21 protein-coding genes are annotated in these 25,482 nt (G+C 70.0%); 16 read left to right on the forward strand and 5 right to left on the reverse strand.

Annotated features, from left to right (window positions below; genetic code table 11):
• Positions 1-156 precede the first annotated feature (156 nt).
• Entirely contained in the window at positions 157-1,692 is a 1,536-nt protein-coding gene (locus BCF74_RS03485; protein WP_106296577.1) for a helix-turn-helix domain-containing protein, read from the forward strand.
• Between the two features lie 289 nt (positions 1,693-1,981).
• Positions 1,982-2,941 (forward strand): hypothetical protein, encoded by a 960-nt coding sequence (locus BCF74_RS03490; protein WP_106296578.1) that lies wholly within the window; start codon positions 1,982-1,984, stop codon positions 2,939-2,941.
• Between the two features lie 275 nt (positions 2,942-3,216).
• On the opposite strand, the gene dxs is transcribed toward BCF74_RS03490, so the two are convergent.
• Both dxs and BCF74_RS03500 read right to left on the reverse strand, forming a co-directional pair.
• A complete protein-coding gene (dxs, locus tag BCF74_RS03495; RefSeq protein WP_106296579.1) occupies positions 3,217-5,085 on the reverse strand; it encodes a 1-deoxy-D-xylulose-5-phosphate synthase in 1,869 nt (622 codons plus the stop codon).
• A 118-nt stretch (positions 5,086-5,203) separates the two neighbouring features.
• A complete protein-coding gene (locus BCF74_RS03500) occupies positions 5,204-5,659 on the reverse strand; it encodes a hypothetical protein (protein ID WP_245889192.1) in 456 nt (151 codons plus the stop codon).
• Between the two features lie 130 nt (positions 5,660-5,789).
• On the opposite strand from BCF74_RS03500, the gene BCF74_RS03505 reads away from it, so the two are divergent.
• The 9 genes from BCF74_RS03505 (at position 5,790) to BCF74_RS03545 (ending at position 16,240) form a co-directional block, all read left to right on the forward strand.
• A complete protein-coding gene (locus BCF74_RS03505) occupies positions 5,790-7,490 on the forward strand; it encodes a nitrite/sulfite reductase (RefSeq protein ID WP_106296580.1) in 1,701 nt (566 codons plus the stop codon).
• Positions 7,487-8,260 carry a phosphoadenylyl-sulfate reductase gene (locus BCF74_RS03510; RefSeq protein WP_106296581.1) on the forward strand — a complete coding sequence of 258 codons (774 nt, stop codon included), beginning with the start codon at positions 7,487-7,489 and terminating at the stop codon, positions 8,258-8,260. Before BCF74_RS03505 ends, BCF74_RS03510 begins: the two co-directional genes overlap by 4 nt.
• Positions 8,257-9,228: a sulfate adenylyltransferase subunit CysD gene (gene cysD, locus BCF74_RS03515; RefSeq protein ID WP_245889193.1), complete on the forward strand. Its 972-nt coding sequence runs from the start codon at positions 8,257-8,259 to the stop codon at positions 9,226-9,228. The genes BCF74_RS03510 and cysD overlap by 4 nt, the downstream gene beginning before the upstream one ends.
• Entirely contained in the window at positions 9,228-10,577 is a 1,350-nt protein-coding gene (locus tag BCF74_RS03520) for a sulfate adenylyltransferase subunit 1 (RefSeq protein ID WP_106296582.1), read from the forward strand. The genes cysD and BCF74_RS03520 overlap by 1 nt, the downstream gene beginning before the upstream one ends.
• Complete coding sequence (cobA, locus tag BCF74_RS03525) at positions 10,565-11,779, forward strand: uroporphyrinogen-III C-methyltransferase (RefSeq protein ID WP_106296583.1); 1,215 nt, start codon at positions 10,565-10,567, stop codon at positions 11,777-11,779. The genes BCF74_RS03520 and cobA overlap by 13 nt, the downstream gene beginning before the upstream one ends.
• A 98-nt stretch (positions 11,780-11,877) precedes the next feature.
• Complete coding sequence (locus BCF74_RS03530; RefSeq protein WP_106296706.1) at positions 11,878-13,167, forward strand: ABC transporter substrate-binding protein; 1,290 nt, start codon at positions 11,878-11,880, stop codon at positions 13,165-13,167.
• Positions 13,164-14,156 carry a carbohydrate ABC transporter permease gene (locus BCF74_RS03535; RefSeq protein ID WP_281257170.1) on the forward strand — a complete coding sequence of 331 codons (993 nt, stop codon included), beginning with the start codon at positions 13,164-13,166 and terminating at the stop codon, positions 14,154-14,156. Before BCF74_RS03530 ends, BCF74_RS03535 begins: the two co-directional genes overlap by 4 nt.
• A gap of 1 nt (position 14,157) precedes the next feature.
• Positions 14,158-14,991 (forward strand): carbohydrate ABC transporter permease, encoded by an 834-nt coding sequence (locus BCF74_RS03540; protein WP_106296584.1) that lies wholly within the window; start codon positions 14,158-14,160, stop codon positions 14,989-14,991.
• 49 nt (positions 14,992-15,040) lie between these two features.
• Positions 15,041-16,240, forward strand: a complete 1,200-nt coding sequence (locus tag BCF74_RS03545) for an ABC transporter ATP-binding protein (RefSeq protein ID WP_106296585.1) — start codon at positions 15,041-15,043, stop codon at positions 16,238-16,240.
• Between the two features lie 79 nt (positions 16,241-16,319).
• Here BCF74_RS03545 and BCF74_RS03550 read toward each other — a convergent pair whose 3' ends face one another.
• From BCF74_RS03550 to BCF74_RS03560, 3 genes are all read right to left on the reverse strand, one after another.
• Positions 16,320-17,171, reverse strand: coding sequence for a ParB N-terminal domain-containing protein (locus tag BCF74_RS03550; RefSeq protein ID WP_106296586.1), 852 nt, complete (start codon positions 17,169-17,171; stop codon positions 16,320-16,322).
• Positions 17,161-17,871 (reverse strand): metallophosphoesterase family protein, encoded by a 711-nt coding sequence (locus tag BCF74_RS03555; protein ID WP_106296587.1) that lies wholly within the window; start codon positions 17,869-17,871, stop codon positions 17,161-17,163. Before BCF74_RS03555 ends, BCF74_RS03550 begins: the two co-directional genes overlap by 11 nt.
• A gap of 166 nt (positions 17,872-18,037) precedes the next feature.
• Positions 18,038-20,086, reverse strand: coding sequence for an amylo-alpha-1,6-glucosidase (locus BCF74_RS03560; protein WP_106296588.1), 2,049 nt, complete (start codon positions 20,084-20,086; stop codon positions 18,038-18,040).
• A gap of 122 nt (positions 20,087-20,208) precedes the next feature.
• Between BCF74_RS03560 and BCF74_RS03565 the strand changes: the two genes are divergently transcribed.
• From BCF74_RS03565 to BCF74_RS03585, 5 genes are all read left to right on the forward strand, one after another.
• Positions 20,209-21,231, forward strand: a complete 1,023-nt coding sequence (locus BCF74_RS03565; protein ID WP_106296589.1) for a LacI family DNA-binding transcriptional regulator — start codon at positions 20,209-20,211, stop codon at positions 21,229-21,231.
• A 92-nt stretch (positions 21,232-21,323) separates the two neighbouring features.
• Complete coding sequence (locus BCF74_RS03570; protein ID WP_106296590.1) at positions 21,324-22,577, forward strand: extracellular solute-binding protein; 1,254 nt, start codon at positions 21,324-21,326, stop codon at positions 22,575-22,577.
• Between the two features lie 5 nt (positions 22,578-22,582).
• Positions 22,583-23,767, forward strand: coding sequence for a carbohydrate ABC transporter permease (locus BCF74_RS03575; protein ID WP_245889194.1), 1,185 nt, complete (start codon positions 22,583-22,585; stop codon positions 23,765-23,767).
• On the forward strand, positions 23,764-24,615 hold the full coding sequence (locus BCF74_RS03580; RefSeq protein ID WP_106296591.1) for a carbohydrate ABC transporter permease: 852 nt from the start codon (positions 23,764-23,766) through the stop codon (positions 24,613-24,615). Before BCF74_RS03575 ends, BCF74_RS03580 begins: the two co-directional genes overlap by 4 nt.
• 167 nt (positions 24,616-24,782) lie before the next feature.
• On the forward strand, positions 24,783-25,382 hold the full coding sequence (locus tag BCF74_RS03585; protein WP_106296592.1) for a DinB family protein: 600 nt from the start codon (positions 24,783-24,785) through the stop codon (positions 25,380-25,382).
• Positions 25,383-25,482: the final 100 nt, after the last annotated feature.

Genomic DNA, 25,482 nt, shown 5'->3' on the forward strand with positions numbered 1-25,482 from the left:
TGAGCGGCCGGCCGACACCCGGGAAGCGGGCGGCATACGCGCAGTGAGCGGCCGGCCGACACCCGGGAAGCGGGCGGCATACGCGCAGTGAGCGGACGGCATACGGAATGCGCCGCGGAACTTGCGTTATCTCATATCTGACATACGCTGTTCGGCATGACTGAGTCCAGCTACCTCACCCGGATCGGGACCCTCATCAGGGACGCGCGCCGCCACCAGGGCCTGACCCAGAACGAGCTCGCCGACAAGCTCGGCACGAGCCAGTCCGCCGTCGCCCGCATCGAGCAGGGCCGGCAGAACCTCAGCCTCGAGATGCTCGCCCGCGTGGGCGAAACCCTCGGCAGCGAGTTCGTCTCGCTCGGCCACAGCGGCCCGCAGCACCTGCGCATCGAGGGCGGCAAGAAGCTCTCCGGCTCCATCCCCGTCAAGACGAGCAAGAACGCTGCCGTCGGCCTGCTCTGCGCCGCCCTGCTCAACAAGGGCCGCACGACCCTGCGCAACCTCGCGCGCATCGAGGAGGTCAACCGGATCATCGAGGTGCTCACGTCGATGGGCGTCAAGGTCCGCTGGCTCCCCGACAGCAGCGACCTCGAGATCATCCCGCCGGCCGAGCTCGACCTCGCCGCGATCGACGTCGCGGCGGCGCGCCGCACGCGCACGGTGATCATGTTCCTCGGTCCGCTGCTGCACCAGTTCGACACGTTCTCCCTGCCGTATGCCGGTGGGTGTGACCTCGGCACGCGCACCGTCGAGCCGCACCTCACCGCGCTCAAGGCGTTCGGTCTCGACGTCACCGCGACGCACGGCTTCTACGAGGCCAAGGTCGACCGGACGGTCCACCCGGAGAAGGCCATCGTCCTCACCGAGCGCGGCGACACCGTCACCGAGAACGCGCTCTTCGCGGCCGCCCTCAACCCCGGCACGACGATCATCCGCAACGCGTCGTCGAACTACATGGTCCAGGACGTCTGCTTCTTCCTGCAGGAGCTCGGCGTCGAGATCGAGGGTGTCGGCACGACGACGCTCAAGGTCACCGGCCTCGAGTCGATCGACGTCGACGTGGAGTACGCCCCGAGCGAGGACCCGATCGAGGCGATGAGCCTCATCGCGGCTGCGGTCGTCACCGAGTCCTCGATCACCATCGAGCGGGCGCCGATCGAGTTCCTCGAGATCGAGATGGCGACCCTCGAGGGCATGGGCCTGCAGTACGAGCTGTCCGAGGAGTACCTCGCCAAGAACGGCCGCACGCGGCTCGCCGACATCACCATCCTCCCGAGCGACCTCACCGCGCCGATCGACAAGATCGCGCCGATGCCGTTCCCGGGGCTCAACATCGACAACCTGCCGTTCTTCGCGCTCATCGCGGCCTGCGCCGAGGGCACGACCATGATCCACGACTGGGTCTACGAGAACCGCGCGATCTACCTCACCGAGCTGACCAAGGTCGGCGGGACGGTGCAGCTGCTCGACCCGCACCGGGTCATGATCACCGGCAAGACGCCGAAGTGGCGCCCGGCCGAGGTCATGTGCCCGCCGGCGCTGCGTCCCGGTGTCGTCGTGCTGCTTGCCATGCTCGCGGCGAACGGCACGTCGGTGCTGCGCAACGTCTACGTCATCAACCGCGGCTACGAGGACCTCGCCGAGCGCCTCAACGCCCTGGGCGCGACGATCGAGATCTTCCGCGACATCTGAGCCATCCCCTGCTGGGAGAGTCGTTCCTTGCTGGGTGAGCTGGCCCCTCGGCGCGTGAGTCGTCCCTTACTGGGTGAGCTGTCCCTCCCTGCATGAGTCGTCCCTTGATAGAGGGACGAGTCAGCAGCAAAGGGACGAGTCAGCAGCGAAGGGGCGACTCGACAGCGCTGGGGGGCTCGCCAGCGCAGCAGCAGCGCACCGCTGGTCCAGCACCGCGACTCGTCCGGCACCGCGACGCGGCCTGTGGATGACGGCGCCGTCGCCGTCGCGAAAACTGTCACGATCGAGCATGGCCACACAGCGACCCACGCCGTTCGACCCGACGCTGCTGCGCGCGACGGCTGATCTGCGCCGTCTCGGCGAGGATCCCGGCGCGCGCGATGCCGACGGGGCGGCCACGTGGGCTCGAGTTCGCCATGGGGTCGTCGTCGGCGCGCCGGAGTGGAAGCGTTCGACGCCTGAGCAACGACACGCTGCCCTCGTCCACGCGACGGCCATGCACGTGCGTGGTGACACGATCCCGACGTTCTCACATGCCGCGGCGGCGGCGGTGTGGCGGCTCCCCCGGGTCTCCGCGTGGCCGGCGCGCGTCGACGTCCTGACCACGAAGGCCCGGCGTTCGTCGGACACGATGCGGCGCCACCTCGGCCAGCCCGGCATGGTCGAGACCGTCGACGGGCTACCTGTCACGTCGCTGACCCGCACGCTCATCGACATCGCGCGGACCGAGGACCTCAAGGACGCTGTCGCGGCGATGGACCATGCCCTCCATCACGCACTGTGCACGCGTGAGCAGCTGCGCGCCGAACTGGACCTCGTCCCCGCCGGTGCTCGGGGCCGCGCCCAAGCCGAGCTGGCCGTCAGCCTCGCCGACCCGGGGGCGATGTCCGTGGGCGAGTCGCTCTCGAGGGTTCAGATGTTCCGGTTCAACCTGCCGCGCCCTCAGCTGCAGGTTCGGATCGAGGACGCCGACGGACTGGCTGGGGTGTGTGACTTCGGCTGGGTCGGGCTCGGGACCCTCGGCGAGTTCGACGGGCGCAAGAAGTACGGTCTGGATGGCTTGGAGGGCGACCGCGTTGCCGAGGTGATGTGGCGCGAGAAGAAGCGTGAGGACCGGATTCGGGCTCGCGGGCACCGGATGGCCCGATGGGTGTGGGCCGACGCTGCCGACGGCTCCCGGATGGTGCGCATCCTGGCCGCTCAGGGTGTGCGTCCCACGCGCAGGAACACATGGCTCGACGCCGCCTGAGCGAGGAGCCTGCCCAAGCACCCGCACGAGTCAACCGCGCGGCAGGCGCGAGCAGCAGCGAGTTGTCGCTCCCGGCACAAGTCGTCCCCCGGCTGCTGAGTTGCCCCTCCCTGCACGAGTCGTCCCCAGGCTGCTGAGTTGCCCCTCCCTGCACGAGTCGTCCCCTGGCTGCTCAGTCGTCCCTCCATGCAGGGACGACTCACCCAGAAAGGGACGAGTCACCACGGCAGGGGCAGCTCACCGCGACAGGGACAGCTCACCACGACAGTGGCAGCTCAGCGCAGGACGTCGAGCAGGCGCGCCGAGATCGCGTCCGGGGTGAGCCCCACCCGGTCGAGCACCTGGCCGCGCGAGCCATGGTCGAGGAAGTCGCGCGGCAGTCCGAAGAGGTCGACGGGTGCATGGATCCCGGTGTCGCACAACGCCCGTGACACATGCGTGCCCACGCCACCGGAGACCGAGTTGTCCTCCACGACCGCGACCCGACCGGCACTGCGGGCCAGCTCCACCACGGCGTCGGGCACCGGCAGCGCCCACACCGGGTCGACCACGCGCACCCGCAGCCCCTCGGCACCGAGCTTCTCGGCGACAGTGAGCGACGGCGCGACCATCGCACCGACGGCGACGAGCAGCAGGTCGACCTCCCCGTCGTCGGGCTCGGCGAGGATGTCGACGCCGTCGACGGTGCGCACGGCCTCGATGGCCTCACCGACCGAGCCCTTCGGGAAGCGGATCACCGTGGGCCCGTCCGACACGTCGACCGCGGCGCGCAGCGCGACCGGGATCTGCTGACCGTCACGCGGCGCGGCGAGGCGCAGTCCGGGCACGATCCCGGCGATCGACATGTCCCACATGCCGTGGTGCGACGCGCCGTCGGGGCCGGTGATCCCCGACCGGTCCAGCACGAAGGTCACTCCCGCGCGATGCAGCGCACAGTCCATGAGGAGCTGGTCGAACGCCCGGTTGAGGAAGGTGGCATAGATCGCGACGACCGGATGCAGACCGGCATACGCCAACCCAGCAGCCATCGTCGTGGCGTGTTGCTCGGCGATGCCGACGTCGAAGGTGCGCTCCGGGAACCGCTCGCTGAAGGCCTCGAGTCCGACGGGGATCATCATCGCGGCGGTGATGGCGACGACGTCGTCGCGCTCCTCGCCGATCTCGACGAGGGCGTCGCTGAACTCGTCGGTCCACGACCGGCCGGAGATCTCGAGCGGCAGGCCGGTCTCGGGGTTGATGACGCCGACGGCGTGGAACTGGTCCCCGACGTGGTTCATGGCGTGGTCGTAGCCGCGGCCCTTCTGGGTGATCGCGTGGACGAGCACCGGCCCGCCATAGGCCCGGGCACGCCGCAGCGCCGCCTCGAGCGCGGCCACGTCGTGGCCGTCGACCGGGCCGACGTACTTGAGCCCCAGGTCCTCGAAGAGCCCCTGCGGCGCGACGATGTCCTTGATGCCCTTCTTGACGCCGTGCAGCGTCTCGTACATCGCGCCGCCGACGACGGGCGTGCGGTTGAGGGTGTGCTTGCCCCAGTCGAGGAAGCGCTCGTAGCCGCGGGTCGTGCGCAGCGTCGCAAGGTGGTCGGCGAGGCCGCCGCGCGTCGGGGCGTAGGAGCGTTCGTTGTCGTTGACGATGATGACGAGCGGCAGGTCGCGCTCGGCCGCGATGTTGTTGATGGCCTCCCAGGCCATGCCACCGGTGAGGGCACCGTCGCCGATGACCGCGACGGTGTGCCGGTCCCGTTCCCCCGCGACGGCGCGCCCCGCGGCGATGCCGTGGGCCCAGGACAGTGAGCTCGACGCGTGCGAGCTCTCGACGATGTCGTGCTCGGACTCGGACCGGCTCGGGTAGCCGGACAGCCCTCCCTGGGTTCGCAGGCCGGAGAAGTCATGACGCCCGGTGAGCAGCTTGTGCACGTAGGACTGGTGGCCGGTGTCGAAGACGACGGCGTCACGCGGGCTGTCGAAGACGCGGTGGATCGCCATCGTCAGCTCGACGACGCCGAGGTTCGGGCCGAGGTGGCCACCGGTGCGCGACACCTCCTCGACGAGGAAGGTCCGGATCTCCTCGGCCAGCGTGTCCAGCTCGCCGCGGCTCAGCGCCTTGACGTCCTCGGGGCCCTGGATGCCCTCCAACACGCTCACGCCATCAACCTTTCGTTCCCTCGGTGTGTCATCTGCTCGAGTCTAAGTGCCCGGTGCTGCGCCTGCGCGCACGCACGCGCGGCACACGGGCAGTCTTCACCTGCCCCACAGATCCCGACTACAGACGCGGCACGAAGTGATGCCCCTGCATCGCCTCGAGCACCAGGCCGGCGGCGCGACGGGCCGCGAGCAGCCGCGCCCCCTCGGCCTCGAGTGCGGCGAGGGCGGCGGCGACGCCCTCCGGCTCGACGTGCTCGGCGAGGTCGACCCGCAGGCCTCGGTATGCCGTCCGCATCGCTCCCAGCTGCGCGTCGAGGTGGTGCGTGGTCACCCAGGCGAGGGCGACCGGATGCCGGCGCCACACGGCATACATGCGGTAGTCCGACGGGCAGTGGTCGAGGAGCCAGCCGACGGCGGGCACCTGCCAGCCGGTCGCCTGCGGGGGCGGCACCCGGTCCGGCCAGCCCGGCGGTCCCGGTCGCCGGGAGCCTCCCGGGGCGCCGGGGCTCGCCGCCCGGCGCAGGGGCGGCGGGCTCACCGGTGCGGCGCGGCGAGCCTCAGCCGATTCGTACATGTGTTCGATTCTAGGGCCACGGTCATAGGGGCGGTCACATCGTGGACCGCTCCACGATCGCCATAACCGCGACTTATGCTTTCCATCAGCACAACCGCTGCATCCACTCCCCTGCCGAGAAAGCGAGCCCATGACGACCGTCGCCCCGAACCGCGCCCTGAGACCACCTCGCACCGGGCGGTCCAACGGTCAGTGGGCGGTCGACGGGCGTGAGCCGCTCAACCACAACGAGACGTTCAAGGCGCACGACAACGGCCTCAACGTCCGTGAGCGGATCGAGACCGTCTACGCCCGCGAAGGGTTCGACGCCATCCCGAGTGACGACCTCCACGGCCGGTTCCGCTGGTGGGGCCTCTACACCCAGCGCAAGGCCGGGATCGACGGCGGCCGCACCGCGCAGCTCGAGCCGCACGAGCTCGAGGACAAGTACTTCATGATGCGGGTGCGCAGCGACGGCCAGGCGCTCAGCGCCGAGCAGCTGCGCGTCCTCGGCGACATCTCGACCGACTTCGCCCGCGGCAGCGCCGACATCAGCGACCGGCAGAACATCCAGTACCACTGGATCGCGATCGAGGACGTGCCCGAGATCTGGCGCCGGCTCGAGGCCGTCGGGCTGCAGACGACCGAGGCGTGTGGCGACACCCCGCGCGGCTTCCTCGGCAGCCCGGTCGCCGGCATCGCCGCCGACGAGATCATCGACCCGACGCCGGTCATCCGCGAGATCACGACGCGCTGGCTCGGCGACCCCGAGCTGTCCAACCTGCCGCGCAAGTTCAAGACCGCGATCACCGGCCACCCGAGCCTCGACGTCGTCCACGAGATCAACGACGTCTCGCTCGTCGGCGTCGTCCACCCCGAGCTCGGCCCCGGCTTCGACCTCTGGGTCGGTGGCGGACTCTCGACCGCCCCTCGGCTCGCCGAGCGCATCGGCGTCTTCGTCTCCGAGGCCGACGCCCCCGACGTGTGGCACGGCGTCATCTCGATCTTCCGCGACTACGGCTTCCGCCGGATGCGGACCAAGGCGCGCCTGAAGTTCCTCCTCGCCGAGTGGGGGCCCGAGAAGTTCCGCGAGGTCCTCGAGACCGAGTACCTCGGCCGCGCCCTGCCCGACGGCCCGGCACCCCAGCCCGCGACCGGCCCCGGCGACCACGTCGGCGTCCACCGCCAGAAGGACGGCCGCTTCTATGTCGGTGCCGCCCCCACCGTCGGCCGCGTCGGCGGCGGCGTGCTCTCCGGGCTCGCCGACCTCGTCGAGCGGACCGGCTCCGACGCCGTCCGGCTCACCGCCCACCAGAAGCTCGTCGTCCTCGGCGTCCCCGAGGACCAGGTCGACACCCTCGTCGCGGGACTCGGCGAGCTCGGCCTCACGACGACGCCGAGCCCGTTCCGGCGCACGACGATGGCGTGCACCGGCATCGAGTTCTGCAAGCTCGCCATCGTCGACACCAAGGACACCGCCGTCGCCGTCATCGCCGAGCTCGAGGAGCGGCTCCGGGGCATCGAGCTCGACACCCCGATCTCGTTGCACGTCAACGGATGCCCGAACTCCTGCGCCCGCATCCAGACCGCCGACATCGGCCTCAAGGGGCTCATCACGACGACCGACGCCGGTGACCAGGTGCCCGGCTTCCAGGTGCACCTCGGCGGTGGCCTCGCCTCCCCCGAACGCGACGAGGCCGGTCTCGGCCGCACCGTGCGCGGGCTCAAGGTTCCCGCGGCCGACCTCGCCGACTACGTCGAGCGGCTCGTGCGTCGGTATGCCGCGCAGCGCACCTCCGCGGAGACGTTCGCCTCGTGGGCCCACCGCGTCGACGACGAGGAGCTGACATGACGACGACGCCCGCGACAACGACAGGGGCACCGACCCCGCACGGCACGGCACGGCATACCGGCATCGAGTCCGCACGTCCGAAGCGCAGCATCGAGGAGCTGCGCGCCCTCGCGCTCGAGGGCGCCGAGCTCGACGACACCAACGCCGAGGGCGTCGCCCGCTGGGCCGCGCAGGCCTTCCCCGGCACCCTCGCCGTCGCCTGCAGCATGGCCGAAGGCGTTCTGCCGCACCTCATTTCGCAACACGCCCCGGGTGTCGACGTCCTGTTCCTCGAGACGGGCTACCACTTCGCCGACACCCACGGCACCCGCGCCCGCGTGGCCGACGAGCTCGACGTCACCGTCGTCGACGTCCTGCCCGAGCTCACCGTCGCCGAGCAGGACGCGAAGTACGGCCCGCGCCTCTTCGAGCGCGACCCGGCCCGTTGCTGCGCGATGCGCAAGATGGAGCCGCTGGCTCGCACGCTCGCCGGCTACGAGGCCTGGGTCACCGGCGTCCGCCGCGACGAGGCCCCGACCCGGACGAACACCCCGCTCGTGACGTTCGACGAGAAGCACGGCCTCGTCAAGGTCAACCCCCTGGTGACGTGGTCACTCGACGACGTCACGGCATACGCGCACGAGCATTCCGTGCCCGTGAACCTGCTGATGTACGACGGCTACCCCTCGATCGGGTGCGAACCGTGCACCCAGCGCGTCGCCCCCGGAGACGACCCACGATCCGGCCGCTGGGCCGGCCTGTCCAAGACCGAATGCGGGATCCACACATGAGCGCCACCATCATCGACCGAACCGACCGAACCCACACCGACGAGGTCGTGCACGCCCAGGAGACCGCGCAGCCCCGAGTCCTCAGCCAGCTCGACGCCCTCGAGAGCGAGGCCATCCTCGTCATCCGCGAGATCGTCGGCGAGCTCGAGCGCCCCGCCCTGCTCTTCTCCGGCGGCAAGGACTCGGTCGTCATGCTGCACCTTGCGGCGAAGGCGTTCTGGCCGGCGCCGATCCCGTTCCCCGTGCTGCACGTCGACACCGGGCACAACTTCCCCGAGGTCCTCGCCTACCGCGACGAGACCGTCGACCGGCTCGGCCTGCGGCTCGTCGTCGCCAACGTCCAGGACTACATCGACGACGGTCGCCTCCGGGAGCGTCCCGACGGCCTGCGCAACGCCCTCCAGACCGTGCCGTTGCTCGACGCCATCAACGAGAACCGGTTCGACGGCGTCTTCGGCGGCGGCCGGCGCGACGAGGAGAAGGCCCGCGCCAAGGAGCGGATCGTCAGCCTGCGCGACGAGTTCGGGCAGTGGGACCCCAAGAACCAGCGCCCCGAGCTGTGGAGCCTGTTCAACCCGCGCCACCGCCCCGGCGAGCACGTGCGCGTCTTCCCGATCAGCAACTGGACCGAGGTCGACGTGTGGAGCTACATCGAGCGCGAGAACATCCCGCTCGCTCCGCTCTACTACGCACACGAGCGCGACGTCTTCCGCCGCGACGGCATGTGGCTCGCCGTCGGTCCGCACTCCCAGCCGCGCGAGGACGAGACCGTTGAGACGCGCACGGTCCGCTACCGCACCGTCGGCGACATGTCCTGCACCGGCGCCGTCGAGTCCCCGGCCCGCACCAACGCCGAGATCGTCGTCGAGGTCGCCGCGTCAACGCTCACCGAGCGTGGCGCCACCCGCGCCGACGACCGCATCTCCGAGGCCGCCATGGAGGACCGCAAGAAGGAGGGATATTTCTGATGGGTGCCCTGACCTCGCAGGCCCCGGTGACTTCGGGAACGCTGCTTCGGCTCGCGACCGCCGGATCCGTCGACGACGGCAAGTCCACCCTCGTGGGCCGCCTCCTCCACGACACGAAATCCGTTCTCTCCGACCAGCTTGCGGCCGTGGAGCGGGTCTCGCGCGACCGCGGCCTCACGGCCGCCGACCTCGCCCTCCTCACCGACGGCCTGCGCGCCGAGCGTGAGCAGGGCATCACCATCGACGTCGCCTACCGCTACTTCGCCACGGCCCAGCGCTCCTTCGTCCTCGCCGACTGCCCGGGCCACGTGCAGTACACCCGCAACACCGTCACCGGCTCGAGCACCGCCGACGTCGTCGTCCTCCTCGTCGACGCCCGCAAGGGCGTGCTCGAGCAGACCCGCCGCCACCTCGCCGTCACCGCGCTGCTCCGCGTCCCGCACGTCATCGTCGCGGTGAACAAGATCGACCTCGTCGACTTCTCGCAGGAGGTCTTCGACCGCGTCAACGCCGAGGTGCAGCAGGTCGCGCATGAGCTCGGCGTCGAGGAGGCCACCGCCATCCCGGTGAGCGCTCTCGACGGCGACAACGTCGCCGAGCCGTCGGCCCGCACACCGTGGTACTCCGGGCCGACCCTCCTCGGCCTCCTCGAGACGTTGTCCCCGGCCGACGACCCGGTGCGCGAGTCCTTCCGTATGCCGGTGCAGCTCGTCATCCGCCCGCAGGGCGCCGCGCGCGACGCGGCGCACCGCGACTACCGCGGGTATGCCGGCCAGGTCGCCTCCGGCGTCGTCCGGGTCGGCGAGGAGGTCGTCACCCTCCCGTCCGGGCAGCGCTCGACGGTCGCGGGCATCGACCTCGGCGAGCGGACCCTCGACGAAGCGTTCGCGGGTCAGTCGGTGACCCTGCGCCTCACCGACGAGATCGACATCTCCCGCGGGGACGTCATCGCCGCGGTGGACGGCGCGCCCGATCCGACCCAGGACATCGAGGCGGTCGTCTGCTGGCTCGGCGATGCACCACTGCGCCCCGGTCAGCGCCTGTTGCTCAAGCACGGGTCGCGCACGGTGCAGACCGCGGTGCGCACGATTGATGGGGCACTCGACCTCGACGACCTGCACGCCGTGCCGTCGGAGACGTTGTCGCTCAACGACATCGGGCTCGTCCGGCTGCGTCTCGCCGGGCCGGTTCCCGTCGAGAACTACTCGGTCTCCCGCCGTGGCGGCTCCTTCCTCCTCATCGACGCCCACGACGGGCGCACCGTCGCCGCGGGCATGGTCGGCGCCACGCTCCCGACCGCCGCGGACGCGCCGACCCGACCGGAGGGTGACGAGGAATGGGAGATCTGAAGGGCGCACTCCCCCTCGTCCTCGACCTGGGTGACCGGCTCGTCGTCATGTGCGGCGGTGGTCCGGTCACGGCGCGGCGCCTGAGGGCGGTGCTGGACGAGGGCGCACTGGTGCGCCTCGTGACGCCGTGGGCCTGTGAGGACGTCCACGACCTCGTCGAGGCCAACGCCGAGCGGGTCGACTGGCTTCGCCGCGACTACACCGGGCCTCTCGACCTCGACGGTGCGTGGCTCGTGCACACCGCGACCGGCGACCCCCTCGTCGACGCCGCGGTGCGCGACGACGCGACCGCTCAGCGGACCTGGTGCATCGACGCGACCGATGCGTCGGCGACCACGGCCTCGGTTCCCGCCCGTGCCACGGTGGCGACACCGGACGGGGAGGTCACCGTCGCCGTGCACACCGGCGCGGATCCCCTGCGCGCCAGCACGATTCGCAACGGCATCGACCTCGCCCTGCGCACCGGACAGCTCGACCTGCGCCGGCACCGACCGCGCGACGGCGGATGGGTCGCCCTCGTCGGCGGCGGCCCCGGCGCGGACGGACTGCTCACGACCCGCGGCCACGAGCTGCTCGCGACCGCCGACGTCGTCGTCGTCGACCGCCTCGCCCCGCGCGCCGTCGTGGACCGGCTGCCGCAGACCGTGCGCGTCATCGACGTCGGCAAGACCCCCGGCAACCACCCGGTGCCACAGACCCGGATCAACGAGATCCTCGTCGAGGAGGCACAGCGCGGCCACGGCGTCGTCCGCCTCAAGGGCGGCGACCCCTACGTCCTCGGCCGTGGAGGTGAGGAACGCCTCGCGTGCGAGGCACACGGCATACCCGTCGAGGTCGTGCCCGGAGTGACGAGCGCGATCTCCGTCCCTGCGGCGGCCGGCATCCCGGTGACCCACCGCGGTCTCGCGAAGTCGTTCACCGTCGTCACGGGTCACGAGCAGATCCCCGACCTGCCCGTCGGCTCGGACCACACCCTCGTGCTCCTCATGGGGGTATCCGGCCTGAACGACACCGCGAAATCCCTTGTGGCACAGGGCCGCTCGCCGCAGTGCCCCGTCGCGATCATCGAACATGGCTTCCTCCCGACGCAACGCGTCACCATCGGGACCCTCGCGGATATCGGATCTCTCGCCCTGGAGCGCGGCGTCGAGTCCCCGGCCGTCGTCGTGGTGGGCGACGTCGTCTCGCTCGCGACGCACTGAGCCGACACGCCTCGCCGCCGTCCCCTTGCACATCCGGCCGGATGGGTATTGGGTGAGACGCAGGTCACACCGTCGTGGCCGAGGAGGAGGTTCCCCCGATGACCCGACGACGCACGACGTCGCGCCGGTCCGGACACACCCGCCGCCGGTGGGTCGCCGGGGCCGGCGTCATCGCCCTGACAGCGGTCACGGCCGCGTGCTCGAACGGCCCCGAAGGCAAGGTCATCAACCTCTATGGTGGCGCCTCGGACGTGAAGTTCGACGAGATCATCGCGAGCTGCAACAAGGAGGCCGCCGGCAAGTACCGCATCGTCGGCAACCTTCTCCCCAGTGACGCCGACGGCCAGCGCGAGCAGTTCGTCCGGCGCCTCGCGGCCCGCGACGACAGCCTCGACCTGCTCGGCATGGACGTCACGTGGACCGCGGAGTTCGCCGAGGCCGGCTGGATCCGTGAGCTCACCGGCGACAAGGCCCAGGCCGCGACCGAGGGCGTCCTCCAGCCGCCCATCGACACGGCGATGTGGAAGGACAAGCTCTACGCCATCCCGCGCACGACGAACGTCCAGATCCTCTGGTACCGCAAGAGCCTTGTCCCGAAGGCGCCGGAGACGTGGGACCAGTTGCTCGAGCAGGCGCAGGCGCTCAAGGACGAGCAGAAGCCCTACCTCATCTCGCTGACTGGCGCGCAGTACGAGGGCTACGTCGTCAACATCACGAACATGCTCAACGCCTATGGCGGGACCTTCGTCAACGAGGACTCGACCAAGGTCACCCTCGACGACAAGGCGGTCCAGGGCCTCGGCCTGATGAAGAAGATCGCGACCTCCGGACTCACCAGCGATTCACTCTCCAACGCCCAGGAGCCCGAGGTCTTCGCTGACCTCCAGTCCGGGCGTGCGGCCTTCGCGCTCAACTGGCCCTACGTCCTGTCGGCGATGCGGGAGGCCAACCCCGAGGTCGCCCAGGATCTTGGGTACGCCCCGTTCCCGACCGTCAAGGCCGGTGAACCGCCGAAGGTCACCCTTGGCGGCATGAACTACGCCATCAGCACCTACAGCAAGAACCCCGAGGAGACCTACGAGGCGGCCATGTGCCTGCGCAACGAGCAGAACCAGGTCAAGGCCGCCCTCGACGCCGGCGCGGCGCCCGTCCTCGAGAAGATCTACACGAGCAACGCGCAGTTCCGCGAGCAGTACCCCATGGGCGACGTCATGCTCGAGGAGCTGAAGAACGCCGTGCCGCGGCCGCGCACCCCGATGTACCAGAACATCTCGACGCTGGTGTCGACGAACCTGTCGCCGCCGTCGGCCATCAACCCCGAGTCCTCGACGTCCGAGCTCCGCTCACTCATCGAGGAGACCCTCGACGGAAAGGGGATCCTGCCGTGAGCAACGCCGGCGAGGCCGCAGCGGCCGACATCATCGACGAGACCGAGGACCCGAGGAACAGCGGACCGGGCCGAGGGAGCGACGCCGACGAGGGCACCGAGATCGCCCGCAAGAGGTTCAGCGAGGGCAAGCGCGCCGAGCGCAACCTCGGGATCAAGCTCGTCGCACCGGCGGTCATCCTCATGGTCGCCGTCACGGCATACCCGATCGTCTACGCAGTCTGGCTGTCCCTCAACCGCGCCGACCTGCGCACCCCCGACGCCAACGAGTTCGTCGGTCTCGAGAACTACGTCACCGTCCTGTCCAGCCCGATCTGGTGGCAGGCGTTCGGCGTGACGATGCTCATCACCGTCGTCAGCACCTTCTTCGAGCTGATCTTCGGCATGCTCCTCGCGATCGTCATGCACCGCACCATCGTCGGCCGCGGGCTGGTCCGGACGTCGGCACTCGTGCCCTACGCGATCGTCACCGTCGTGGCTGCGTTCTCGTGGCGGTTCGCGTGGACCCAAGACCTCGGCTGGCTCGCCGGGGACAGTGCTCCCCTCACCGGCAAGTGGTCCTCGATCGCCATCATCATCCTCGCCGAGGTCTGGAAGACCGTGCCGTTCATGGCCCTGCTCCTCATGGCCGGCCTCGCGCTCGTCCCGGAGGACCTGCACAAGGCGGCGGCGATGGACGGCGGCTCGGCGTGGCAGCGGTTCTGGCAGATCACCGTCCCGCTCATCAAACCGTCGATCCTCGTGGCGCTGCTCTTCCGCACCCTCGACGCGTTCCGGATCTTCGACAACATCTTCGTCCTCACCGGCGGGTCCAACGACACGGCGTCGGTGTCGATGCTCGGCTACAACAACCTCATCAAGGGACTCAACCTCGGCATCGGCTCGACCATGGCGGTGCTGATCTTCCTCACGATCGCGATCATCGCGGCCATCTTCATCAAGGTCTTCGGTGCAGCCGCACCGGGCAACGACGACGGCGGAAGGCGCTGAGATGCAGCAGGAGACACCACGGCTCAAGCTGACCTGGTCACTGGTCAACGTCCTCGTCCTCATCTACGCCTTCGTGCCGGTCATCTGGATCATCTCGCTGTCCCTCAAGGACAGTGCGACCCTCAACGACGGCAAGTTCCTGCCGGTGTCGCCGAGCTGGGAGAGCTACTCGCAGATCTTCGGCAACCCCGACTTCACCCGGGCGCTCATCAACTCGATCGGGATCTGCCTCATCGCGACATTCGTCGCGATCGTCTTCGGGACGATGGCGGCATACGCCATCGCGCGACTCGACTTCCCCGGCAAGCGGACCATCGTCGCGATGTCGCTGCTCATCTCGATGTTCCCCCAGATCGCGCTCGTGACACCGCTGTTCAAGATCGAGACGACGCTCGGCATCTTCGACACCTGGCTCGGCCTCATCATCCCGTACATCACCTTCGCCCTCCCGCTCGCGATCTACACCCTCTCCGCCTTCTTCCGCGAGATCCCGTGGGAGCTCGAGAAGGCGGCGAAGATGGACGGCGCGACGCCCTACCAGGCGTTCCGCCAGGTGATCACCCCGCTCGCGATGCCCGGTGTCTTCACCACCGCGATCCTCGTCTTCATCGGCTGCTGGAACGACTTCCTGTTCGCCATCTCGCTGACGTCGACGTCGGCGTCGCGCACCGTGCCCGCGGCGATGTCGTACTTCACGGGTGCGACGACGTTCGAGAAGCCGACCGGCCCGATCGCGGCCGCAGCCGTCGTCATCACCATCCCCATCGTCATCTTCGTCCTGCTCTTCCAGCGACGGATCGTGGCCGGACTGACGTCCGGCGCCGTCAAGGGCTGAGCCCACCACCACACTCCCCAGCACCCGCGCCGGACCCGAAGGAGCAGTCATGGCAGAGATCGTCCTCGACAACGTCGTCAAGAGGTACCCCGACGGTGCGCTCGCCGTCGACAACTTCAACCTCGAGATCGCCGACGGTGAGTTCATCATCCTCGTCGGCCCGTCCGGCTGCGGGAAGTCGACGACCCTCAACATGGTCGCCGGCCTCGAGGACATCACCCAGGGCAAGCTGCTCATCGACGGTGAAGTCGTCAACGACAAGGCCCCGAAGGACCGCGACATCGCCATGGTGTTCCAGTCCTACGCGCTCTACCCGCACATGACGGTCGGCGAGAACATGGGCTTCCCGCTCAAGCTCGCCGGGGTCGACAAGGCGACGATCCAGCAGAAGGTCGGCGAGGCCGCCGAGATGCTCGAGCTGAGCCAGCACCTCGACCGCCGGCCGTCGAACCTCTCCGGCGGCCAGCGACAGCGGGTGGCGATGGGACGCGCGATCGTGCGCTCGCCCAAGGCCTTCCTCATGGACGAGCCGCTGTCGAACCTCGATGCGAAGCTGCGCGTCCAGATGCGCACCCAGGTGTCCCGCATCCAGAAGAGCCTCGGCACGACGACGATCTACGTCACCCACGACCAGACCGAGGCGATGACGCTCGGGGACCGCGTCGTCGTCATGCGCAGCGGCGTCATCCAGCAGGTCGGCTCCCCCACCGAGCTCTACGAGCACCCGAACAACCTCTTCGTCGCCGGGTTCATCGGCAGCCCGTCGATGAACTTCCTCCCGGGCCGGCTCGAGGGCGGTGGCCGCATCACGACCGCGCTCGGCGAGGCGACCCTGCCCGACGAGCAGCGGCAGGCCCTCGAGGCGGCGGACGCGTCCTCGCGCGACGTCATCGTCGGCATCCGCCCGGAGCACTTCGAGGATGCCCGGCTCGTGCCCGAGGGCAAGCCCGGTGCGAGGTTCACGACGCCGATCGACCTCGTCGAGGCGATGGGCTCGGACATCTACGCCTACTTCACCGTGCGCGGCGAGGGAGCGTCGTCGGCCGATCTCGACGACCTCGCGGCCGACACCGGCAACGACATGACCGGCGGCGGCACGCAGGTCACGGCCCGTCTCGACCCCGCGGCGCGCACGCAGGCGGGTCAGGACGCCGAGCTCTGGTACGACACGGCACAGATGCAGGTCTTCGACGCCAAGAGCGGCGAGAACCTCCTCGCCGGACAGCAGCGCGAGACCGCCCAGGCCTGACGCTCGCTCGCAACCCAGCGACCGTATGCCGTCCGTGCGCGTCGCGGATTCACGCGCGCGTCGCGCGGACGGCATACGGTCAGCGTTTGGGCGCCTTGCGCCGGGAGCGCGCGATCTCCTCGAAGACCTCCTCGGACCACACATGCGCACCCATGAGGTGGTAGCGCGTGCCCGCGAGCCGGACGTAGGCGTCACCCTCGTCCTCACCCGGTTCGACGAACCCGCCGTCGCGAGCGAGGTCCATGACCATGGTGAACTCCTCGGCATACCACCGCGCCGCCGCGTGGGAGGCCGTGAGCAGGACGCCTTCGCGGAACATGAGCCGCGCCGACCACGCCTCGACCATCTCGGCGAGCTCCGGATAGTGCTGCGGCTCAGCGCATCTCACCTCACCGCGGGCGAGCCGGTCGAGCGGCACCCGTTCGAGGAAGAGCCGGCGCAGGTTCTTGCCGCGCAGGTCCTCGCGGCCGCGGATGCCGCTCGCGTCCAGGGTCGTGCGGATCCGCGTGACGTCGGCCTCGATGGCCGTGTCCCCCAGCGCCTTCATGACCGAGACGCGGTGGTGCCCGTCCCGGACGAAGTAGAGATCGCCGACCTGGTAGACGTCGATGGGCGGGATGGGCTGCCCTCGACGCACGGCCTCGGCGAGGCGCTCCCACCGGGCGCGGTTGCGACCGGACGTCGGCCGGAAGCTCGGGTCGAACTCGCGCACCTTGTCGACCGACCCGACGATCTTGTCGAGCGGGATGCTCTGCACCCCGAGCGCCTCCTCGCCGCGGTTGCCGACCGCCTGGAGGACCTCGTCGAGGGAGAGCACGCGACGCTGCTCACCGCGCACCTTGCGGGCGAGGCCGGAGACGCGCTGCTGGCGGCGCACCTTGAGGAAGTCGGCCTCGGCGTCGGCGCGCGGGAAGCCGGTGTCAGAGGGCATGGGTCCAGCTCTCGCGCTCGCTGGTCGCCCAGCCGGAGCCACCTCGGGACTCGACGTCGAAGAGGCGCACCGGCACGACGTTGCGCACGGTCGTCCCGCCCATCTGGCGGTCCTCACGGCGGATCCCGTGCGGATGGATGTGTCCGTGCAGCAGCCAGGTCGGACGGAGTCGCTCGACGAGGCCGTGCAACGCCTCGATCCCGACGTGGGGACGGTCGTCCTCGTCGCCGACCCCGCGGGGAGGGGCGTGCGTGAGGAGGATGTCGACGCCACGAGGGTCGCGCCGACGGTGCAGCCACAGCCGCCACCTCAGGAGCAGCGCCCGCCGCCGGTACTCGGCCTGCGAGTACATGTTCGGCCCGGGTCGGTAGCGCACACACCCGCCGAGCCCGGCGATCCGCAGGCCGGCGACGTCGGCGACGCGCCCGTCGACGTTGATGCCGCCGATGGGTCGCGGTGTGGCACAGGGCATTCCGGCCTCGAGGTGCATCCCCGAGCGCGAGAGCCGCGTGCGAGCGAGCGCGGGGTCGTGGTTGCCCGGCACGAAGACGAGAGGCACATTCGCGGCAGATGCCACGGCCTCGACGTAGTCCCACGGGAGGTCGCCGGCGCTGACGACGAGGTCAGGCGCCATCCGAGCGAGCCGCTCCCCCACCAGGGAGTGGTCCACCTCGTCAGCGATGGCGAGGACACGCACCATCGCCCCAGTATGCCGCTGCAGCACCCAAGCGAACGGAAACGGCAATCAGTCCCCACTGATTGCGCACAGTTCGCAGGCCCGCGGACCCCAGCCGCCCGGCATACCGACGACTTATTGCCCGTTGTGGCAGCCACAACGGGCAATCAGTCGGGTCGAGAGTGGCCGCTCAGGCGACGGTGACGTCGAGACCAGGAGCGTCGACGTCGATGACCTCGCCCTCGGCGTTCATCCGGACCGAGACCGGGACGTCCCCGACCCGCAGCCCGCGGACGGTCATCGCACCGAACGGCGAGGCCGCGACGGGCGACAGGCGGAGCGAGCGGCGAGGCGCGTCAGGCGCGAGTCCGAGTGAGGCCTCGACGAGGGCGCCGACGCTCGCCGCGGCCCACGCCTGCGGCCGACAGGACGCCGGATAGGGCACCGGCGAACCGAGCAGCAGCTCGCCGCCGTACAGCTCGGGCCAGCGGTTCTCGACCCGCGACGCCACGTCGACGAGACACCGTATGACGCGACCGGCCTCATCGGCGAAGCCCTCAGCGGCGAGACCGAGCACGGCCACCGCGTTGTCGTGCGTCCACACCGAACCGGTGTGGTAGCCGATCGGGTTGTATGCCGGGTTGTCCCGCGAGAGGGTGCCGATGCCTCCCGCGCCGAGCAGGTCCTCGCGGGTCAGGACGTGCGCGGTGCGTCGCGCCTCGGCGTCGGTGAGCAAGCCAGTGCCGAGCACGTGGCCCATGTTGCTGCCGATGCCGTCGACCTGCCGACCCTCACCGTCGATGGCCATGGCGAGGAACCGCGGTGAGACGTCCTCCACCCAGAACCGTTCCCGCACAAGGCCACTCAGGTCGTCGGCCCAGCTCCGCCACGAGTCGCCGTCCTCTCCCCAGACCGACTCGAGGAGGTCAGCGGCCCCGCGAGCCGCCGCGACGGCATACGCCTGCGTCTCGACGAGCGCGATGGGCGCGGGGGCGACGCTGCCGTCGTCGCGTCGCATCGAGTCGCCGGAGTCCTTCCAGCCCTGGTTGGCGAGCCCGCTGCCGCTCTCGTCGACGTAGCGCAGCAGGCCGTCACCGCTCTCGGCCTGCTCGGCCAGCCACCCCAGCGCGGCATCGATGTGCGAACGCAGGGCGCGGACCTCGGACTCGTCGATCCCCCACCGCCATGCGTCGTGAACGAGCCTGAGCCACAGGGGAGTTGCGTCGACCGAGCCGTAGTAGACCGGGGGCAGGGCCATCCCTGTCACCGGGTCGACGTATGCCGTCCGGCGCACCTCGTGGAGGATCTTGCCGGGCGCCTCGGCCGTCGTGGGGTCGGTGCGGGTTCCCTGACGGCGAGCGAGGGCGCGCAGCGTCCCACCCGCGAGCTCGGTGCCGAACGGCAGCATGAAGCGCGCGGCCCAGAGGGAGTCCCGGCCGAAGAGGGTGAGGTACCAGGGCGTGCCCGCCCCGGCGAAGACGTCGGCCGGCTCCTCGGGATCGGTGAGCAGCAGGCCGCGCAGGTCGGTGACCGACTGCGCGACGACCGCGCCGAGCCGGGGGTCGTCACTCGTGACCTCGACGGCGTCCCAAGCTGCGCGGTCCCAGCCAGCATCCGTGGCAAAGACGGCACCCTCGCTCCTCGCGACGTCGATGCTCAGGGTCAGGGTCTGGCTGCCACCCGGCGGGACGCTGACGACCCAGCTCCAGCGCGCCCTCGTGGGGCCTGTCGTCTCCGCGCTGCCAGCATCGCCGGTGAGCCGGAGCGAGTGGCGCGGCGTGTGCCACTCCACGCCCGTGTCACTGACGGTGAGCTCGCGCAGCGGGTCGGAGGCCCCGCCCTTGACGGTCGCGATGTCCGCACCGTCGGCGGCGAGGTCGAGCGTCACGGTGGCGGTGACCGGCTGGCCGGCGTGGGAGGCGATCGTCACCGTCTCGACCATGCCGTGGTCGACGAGACGCCGCTCACGGTGCAGCTCGACCGTGGGGTCCGGCCCGGTGTCGCCGAGCCCGCGTGCGACCCCGGACGTCCGCGTGAGGTCGCCGGTGCTCCCGGAGGCCAAGGGAGCGGGTGCCTCGCCGTCGACGGTGAGGGACCACACGGTGACGACCCGCTCGTCGTCGACGAAGAGCCCGGTCCCGGCCGCACCCATGTCGCCGAGGCGGTCACCGAGCGAGGTGACGTTGCCGCGCACCGCGATCTCGAGGTCGTGGAGCCACGGCTGCTGGTACCTCGTCATGGGACCTGATCCTCTCGCGCTCTTGACACCCACGGTGACGCGGGCCACAGTAAGGACCCTAGCGACTTGAAGGTTCAAATTCGAGTCGTCCAGAGACTGTTCTCACCGCCGAGGAGTCCGAGATGGCCACCGTCCCCACCGGCCGCAGCCGCGCGACGATCATCGACGTCGCGCAGGCCGCCGGGGTCTCGCGCCAGACCGTCTCCAACTCCCTCAAGCACCCCGAGCGGGTGCGGCCGGACACCCTCGAGCGCGTGCTCGCCGAGATCGACCGGCTCGACTACACCCCCTCGACCGCGGCGACGTCACTGCGCGACCAGCGGGCCGGCGCGGTCGGCATCGAGCTGACCGGTCTCGGGACCACCCCGAGCGAGGCGCTCGCGCCATTCCTCCTCGGGCTCGCGGTCCACGCGCCCGCCCACGACTGCCACATCGTCACCTTCGCCACCGACGCGGACCGCCCGGAGCCGGAGCGCTACCGGTCGATGTGGCGCAGCCGGCTCGTCGACGCGTTCGTCATGATGGACACCCACCCCGACGACCCGCGACCCGGCTGGCTGCGTGAGCGACGGGTCCCGTTCGCCTCGTTCGGTCGCGTCTGGGACGACCCGTCCTTCACGGCATGGGCCGACGTCGACGGCCGGGCCGGCACGTCCGACGCGGTGGACCACCTCGCGGCACGCGGCTACGAGCGCATCGGCTGGCTCGGGTGGCCCGACGGGTCGGCCATCGGGGACGAGCGACGCTCCGGATGGGTGGATGCCCTCGAGCGGCACGGTCTCGACGGACCGGAGGCGCGGGCCGAACAGGATCTCGTCAGCGCGATGGCCGCCGCCGAGGGACTCGTCGACTCCGTGGGAGGAGGAGGCGCGATCGTGTGCACGTCCGACGTGCTGGCGCTGGGCGTCCACCAGGTCCTCCTACGCCGCGGGCTCATCCCCGGGCGGGACGTCGGCATCGTCGGCTTCGACGGCTCCCAGACGGCACGGACCCACGGCCTCACGAGCGTCCACCAGCCCTACGGCGCCATCGCCGACACCCTGCTCACCCAGGTGCACGACCAGCTCACCGACGATGAGCTCCCTTCTGCCGGAGTGATGCTCGCCCCCGAGCTCGTGCCGGACGCCAGCACCGAACGCACCTGACCACTCTCCCGGGTGGGCCTGCGAGGACGACGCGCGCACCCGGCATACGACCACTGACACCAACCCCTGCCACCCCCCTTGGAGGAGACACCATGAAGTCCACGACACCGCGGCGCAGCCGCGCCGCCATCGTCTGCACCGGCACCCTCGCCCTCGCCCTCACCGCCTGCGGAGGGGGCGGCTTCGAGGAGGAGGCCGGCTCGCCGCAGCAGTCGAGTGGCCCCGCCAAGCTGACGATCCTCATCGGCACCTCCGGTGACGCAGAGACCAACGCCGTCAAGGCCGCAGCCGACGCGTGGGCGAAGAAGTCCGGCAACACGGCCGAGGTGGTCGTGGCCTCCGATCTCAACCAGCAGCTTGGCCAGGGCTTCGCCGGCGGCAACCCGCCAGACGTCTTCTACACCGACGCCTCGCGTGTCGGCGACTTCGCCAAGGCGGGCAACCTCTACGCCTACGGCGACGAGGTCAAGGACGCCGGCTTCCTCGACAGCCTCGTCCAGACCTACACCTACGACGGCAAGCTCCAGTGCGCTCCGAAGGACTTCTCGACCCTCGGCCTCGTCATCAACTCCGACCTGTGGGCCAAGGCCGGCCTCACCGAAGCCGACATCCCCAAGGACTGGCCGAGCCTCGAGGCCACGGCCAAGAAGCTCACGAGCGGCAACGTCACCGGGCTCGTCATCAGCGGTGAAGCCGCCCGCGTCGGCGCCTTCATGAAGCAGGCCGGCGGCTGGATCGTCAACGAGGACGGCACCGAGATGACGGCGAACTCGCCGGAGAACGTCGAGGCGCTGACCTTCGTCAAGAAGATGCTCACCGACGGCACGATGAAGTACGCCAAGGAGGTCGACGCCGGCTGGGGCGGCGAGGCTCTCGGCAAGGGCACCGCGGCCATGACGATCGAGGGCAACTGGATCCGCGGTGCCCTCCAGAAGGACTTCCCGAACGTCAAGGCCACCGTGGCAGAGCTGCCCGCGGGACCCAAGGGCAAGGGCACGCTGCTCTTCAGCAACTGCTGGGGCATCGCCGCCAAGTCGAAGAACCAGGCGGCGGCGGTCGATCTCGTCAAGAGCCTGACCTCGACCGAGCAGCAGATGGAGTTCGCCAAGGCGTTCGGCGTCATGCCGTCGACGACCGCGGGCGTCGAGCAGTACGCCAAGGACTTCCCGCAGGACGCGGCGTTCGCCGCCGGCGGAGAGTACGGCCAGGGTCCGGTCAACCTCGCGGGCTACGAGCCGGTGAACGCCGCCTTCAACACCGACCTCGAGCAGCTGAAGTCCAAGGACCCCAAGGCCATCCTCGACACGCTGCAGAAGAACGGCGAAGCCGTCATCCAGGGGAAGTGACGCCGGTGACGACCGACGTGTCCGCCACCCGCGGCCGGGTGACGCCCGGCCGCGGGTCGGGGCCGCGCCGCGGCGGGTCTGCGCGCGGCCGCGGACGTCGCGGTGACGCCGCCGCCGGGTGGCTCTTCACCGCGCCGATGATCGCCATCCTTGGGGTGTTCCTCTTCATCCCCGTGCTCATGGCGCTCTATGTCAGCCTGACGTCGTGGAACGGTAACGGCTCGCCGTTCGGTGGCGGCGAGAACGCGCGGTTCGTCGGGCTGGACAACTACACCGCGCTCTTCACCGAGGACGGGCTGACGCGTGAGACGTTCATGCAGTCGCTCGGCAACAACTTCTGGTTCGTGCTCTTCGTCGTGCCGCTGCAGACGGCGCTCGCGTTCTTCCTCGCGCTCATCGTCAACAACCGGTTCCTCAGGGGGAAGGGCTTCTTCCGGACCGCCTTCTACTTCCCCTCGGTGACGAGCTCGATCGCCATCTCGGTCGTCTTCATCTTCCTCTTCGCGAACTCGGGCGCCGTCAACGCGGTGCTGTCCTGGTTCGGCATCGACGGTCCGGCATGGTTCTCCGACTCTCGCGGGCTCTTCCACATCGTCGCGGGCGCGTTCGGGGTCGACGGGACACCGGCGTTCGCGCAGGCGGAGGTGTTCGGGCGCACCCTCTGGGAGTGGTTCGCCGGGCCGTCGGTCGCGATGTGCGTCGTCATCTTCCTCGTCGTGTGGACGACGACCGGCACGTTCATGCTCATGTTCCTCGCGGCGCTGCAGGACCTGCCCGAGGAGGTCGACGAGGCGGCGCTGCTCGACGGCACGTCGGGCTGGCAGAAGCTGCGGCACATCACCATCCCGATGCTCAAGCCGGCGTTCTTCCTCGTGACGACGCTCGGCCTCATCGGCACCTGGCAGGTCTTCGACCAGATCTACGTCATGGGCAAGGGCGCCCCTGCGAACACGACCCTCACGCCGGCGTTCCTGTCCTACAAGCAGTCCTTCACGAGCCTCGACTACGGCACCGGCGCGGCGATCTCGTTCGTCGTCTTCGCGCTCATCGTCGCCATCACGTCGTTCCAGCGCTGGCTGTTGCGAGACCGCGACGCCGCACCCCGCCGCCGGCGCCGGGGCCTCGGCCTCGGCCGCCCGGTCGGCTCGACGACGAGCGGCGCCGCCGCAGAGGCAGGAGACCGCGCATGACCGCCCGCACGCCCACGTGGAAGCTCGCGCTGTTCTACGGGCTGCTCATCCTCTTCGCACTCTTCTTCATCTACCCGTTCTTCATCCAGATCGCGACGTCGTTCAAGTCGGACGCCGCGGCGACGGACAACCCGCTCGGGCTCATCCCGAACCCGCTCGACCTGTCGGCCTGGAAGCGGATCTTCGGCATCGGCGGCTCCGCCGTCCCGATCATGACGTGGACGCAGAACTCGTTCCTCGTGGCGATCGTCATCACTGCGGGCCGGGTCTTCCTCGACAGCCTCGCCGGCTATGCCTTGTCCCGACTCAAGTTCCGCGGCCGCGGCTTCCTCTTCGCCACGGTCCTCGCTGTCATGAGCGTGCCCGGTGTCGCCCTGCTCATCCCGAAGTTCCTCATGGTGAAGTACCTCGGGATCTACGACACCTACACCGCGATGATTCTGCCGCTCATCGTCGACGCCGCCGGCGTCTTCATCATGAAGCAGTTCTTCGACACGATCCCCGTCTCGATCGAGGAGGCCGCGCGCATCGACGGGGCGAGTGTCTTCCGGACGTTCTGGTCCGTGGTCCTGCCGATGGCCAAGCCGGCCCTGCTCACCCTGACGATCCTGTCCTTCCAGGGGTCGTGGAACGAGTTCACCCACTTCCTCGTCACGACGCAGAGTCCCGAACGCAAGACCTTGGTCACGGGGCTCGCGAGCCTGGCCAGCGGCGAGCTGAGCTCCGGCACGCAGTACCCGCTCAAGCTCGGCGCGGCCCTCCTCACGACCATCCCCGTGGCGATCCTCTTCTTCGCCTTCCAGCGCCACTTCACCCGCGGTGCCAACGAAGGAGGAGTCAAGGGCTGACGACCCAGCAGCCCTCCCCGAACCCCGGCTGGGCGCGCGTGACCCCCTGCCCGCGCGTCCAGTCGGTCTCTCTCCCCCTCCCGGGCACCCTGAGCTCGCCGGCGTCGACACAACCTCAGCAACACAACGGTCAGGAACTGACCTGAATCGTCCCTAGCGTGGTGTCCATGACCACGACACGACCCACCACCGCAGCAACGTCCGCCACCGCCGCACGCACCACGGCCGGCTCGACCACGACGCTCACCGGAGAGCGTGCCGACCTCGTCGAGTCCCTCCGCCGCCACCGCGGCTTCCTCCTCACGACGGTCCAGAACCTCTCCGACGAGCAGGCCCGCGAACGCAGCACCGTCAGCGAGCTCACCCTCGGCGGCCTCGTCAAGCACGTCACCCAGACCGAGGCACAGTGGGCGACCTTCATGCGCGAGGGTGCCGGAACCGCCCCGGACATCGACTGGGAGTCGATCGACTGGTCGAACCCGCCCGCCGAGGTCCGCGCCTTCCAGGACTCCCACCGCCTCCTCGACGACGAGACCTTGGCGCACTGGGTCGAGGAGTACGAGCGGGTCGCCGCGGCGACGGACGAGCTCGTCGCCACACTCGACCTCGACACCCGCCACGACCTGCCGCGGGCGCCGTGGTTCGAGCCCGGCGCCCAGTGGTCGGTGCGGCGAGCGGTGCTGCACATCATCGCCGAGACGAGCCAGCACGCCGGCCACGCCGACATCATCCGCGAGTCCATCGACGGCCAGAAGACGATGGGCTGAGAACCCGCGGTGCGGCCCTACGACCACGGACTGGACGCACGGCATACCCAAAGTCGCGGCGGCGGAGTTAGCGTGAGTTGGTGACGACCCCCTCGCACCA

The organism is Knoellia remsis (assembly GCF_003002895.1).
Taxonomy (GTDB): domain Bacteria; phylum Actinomycetota; class Actinomycetes; order Actinomycetales; family Dermatophilaceae; genus Knoellia; species Knoellia remsis.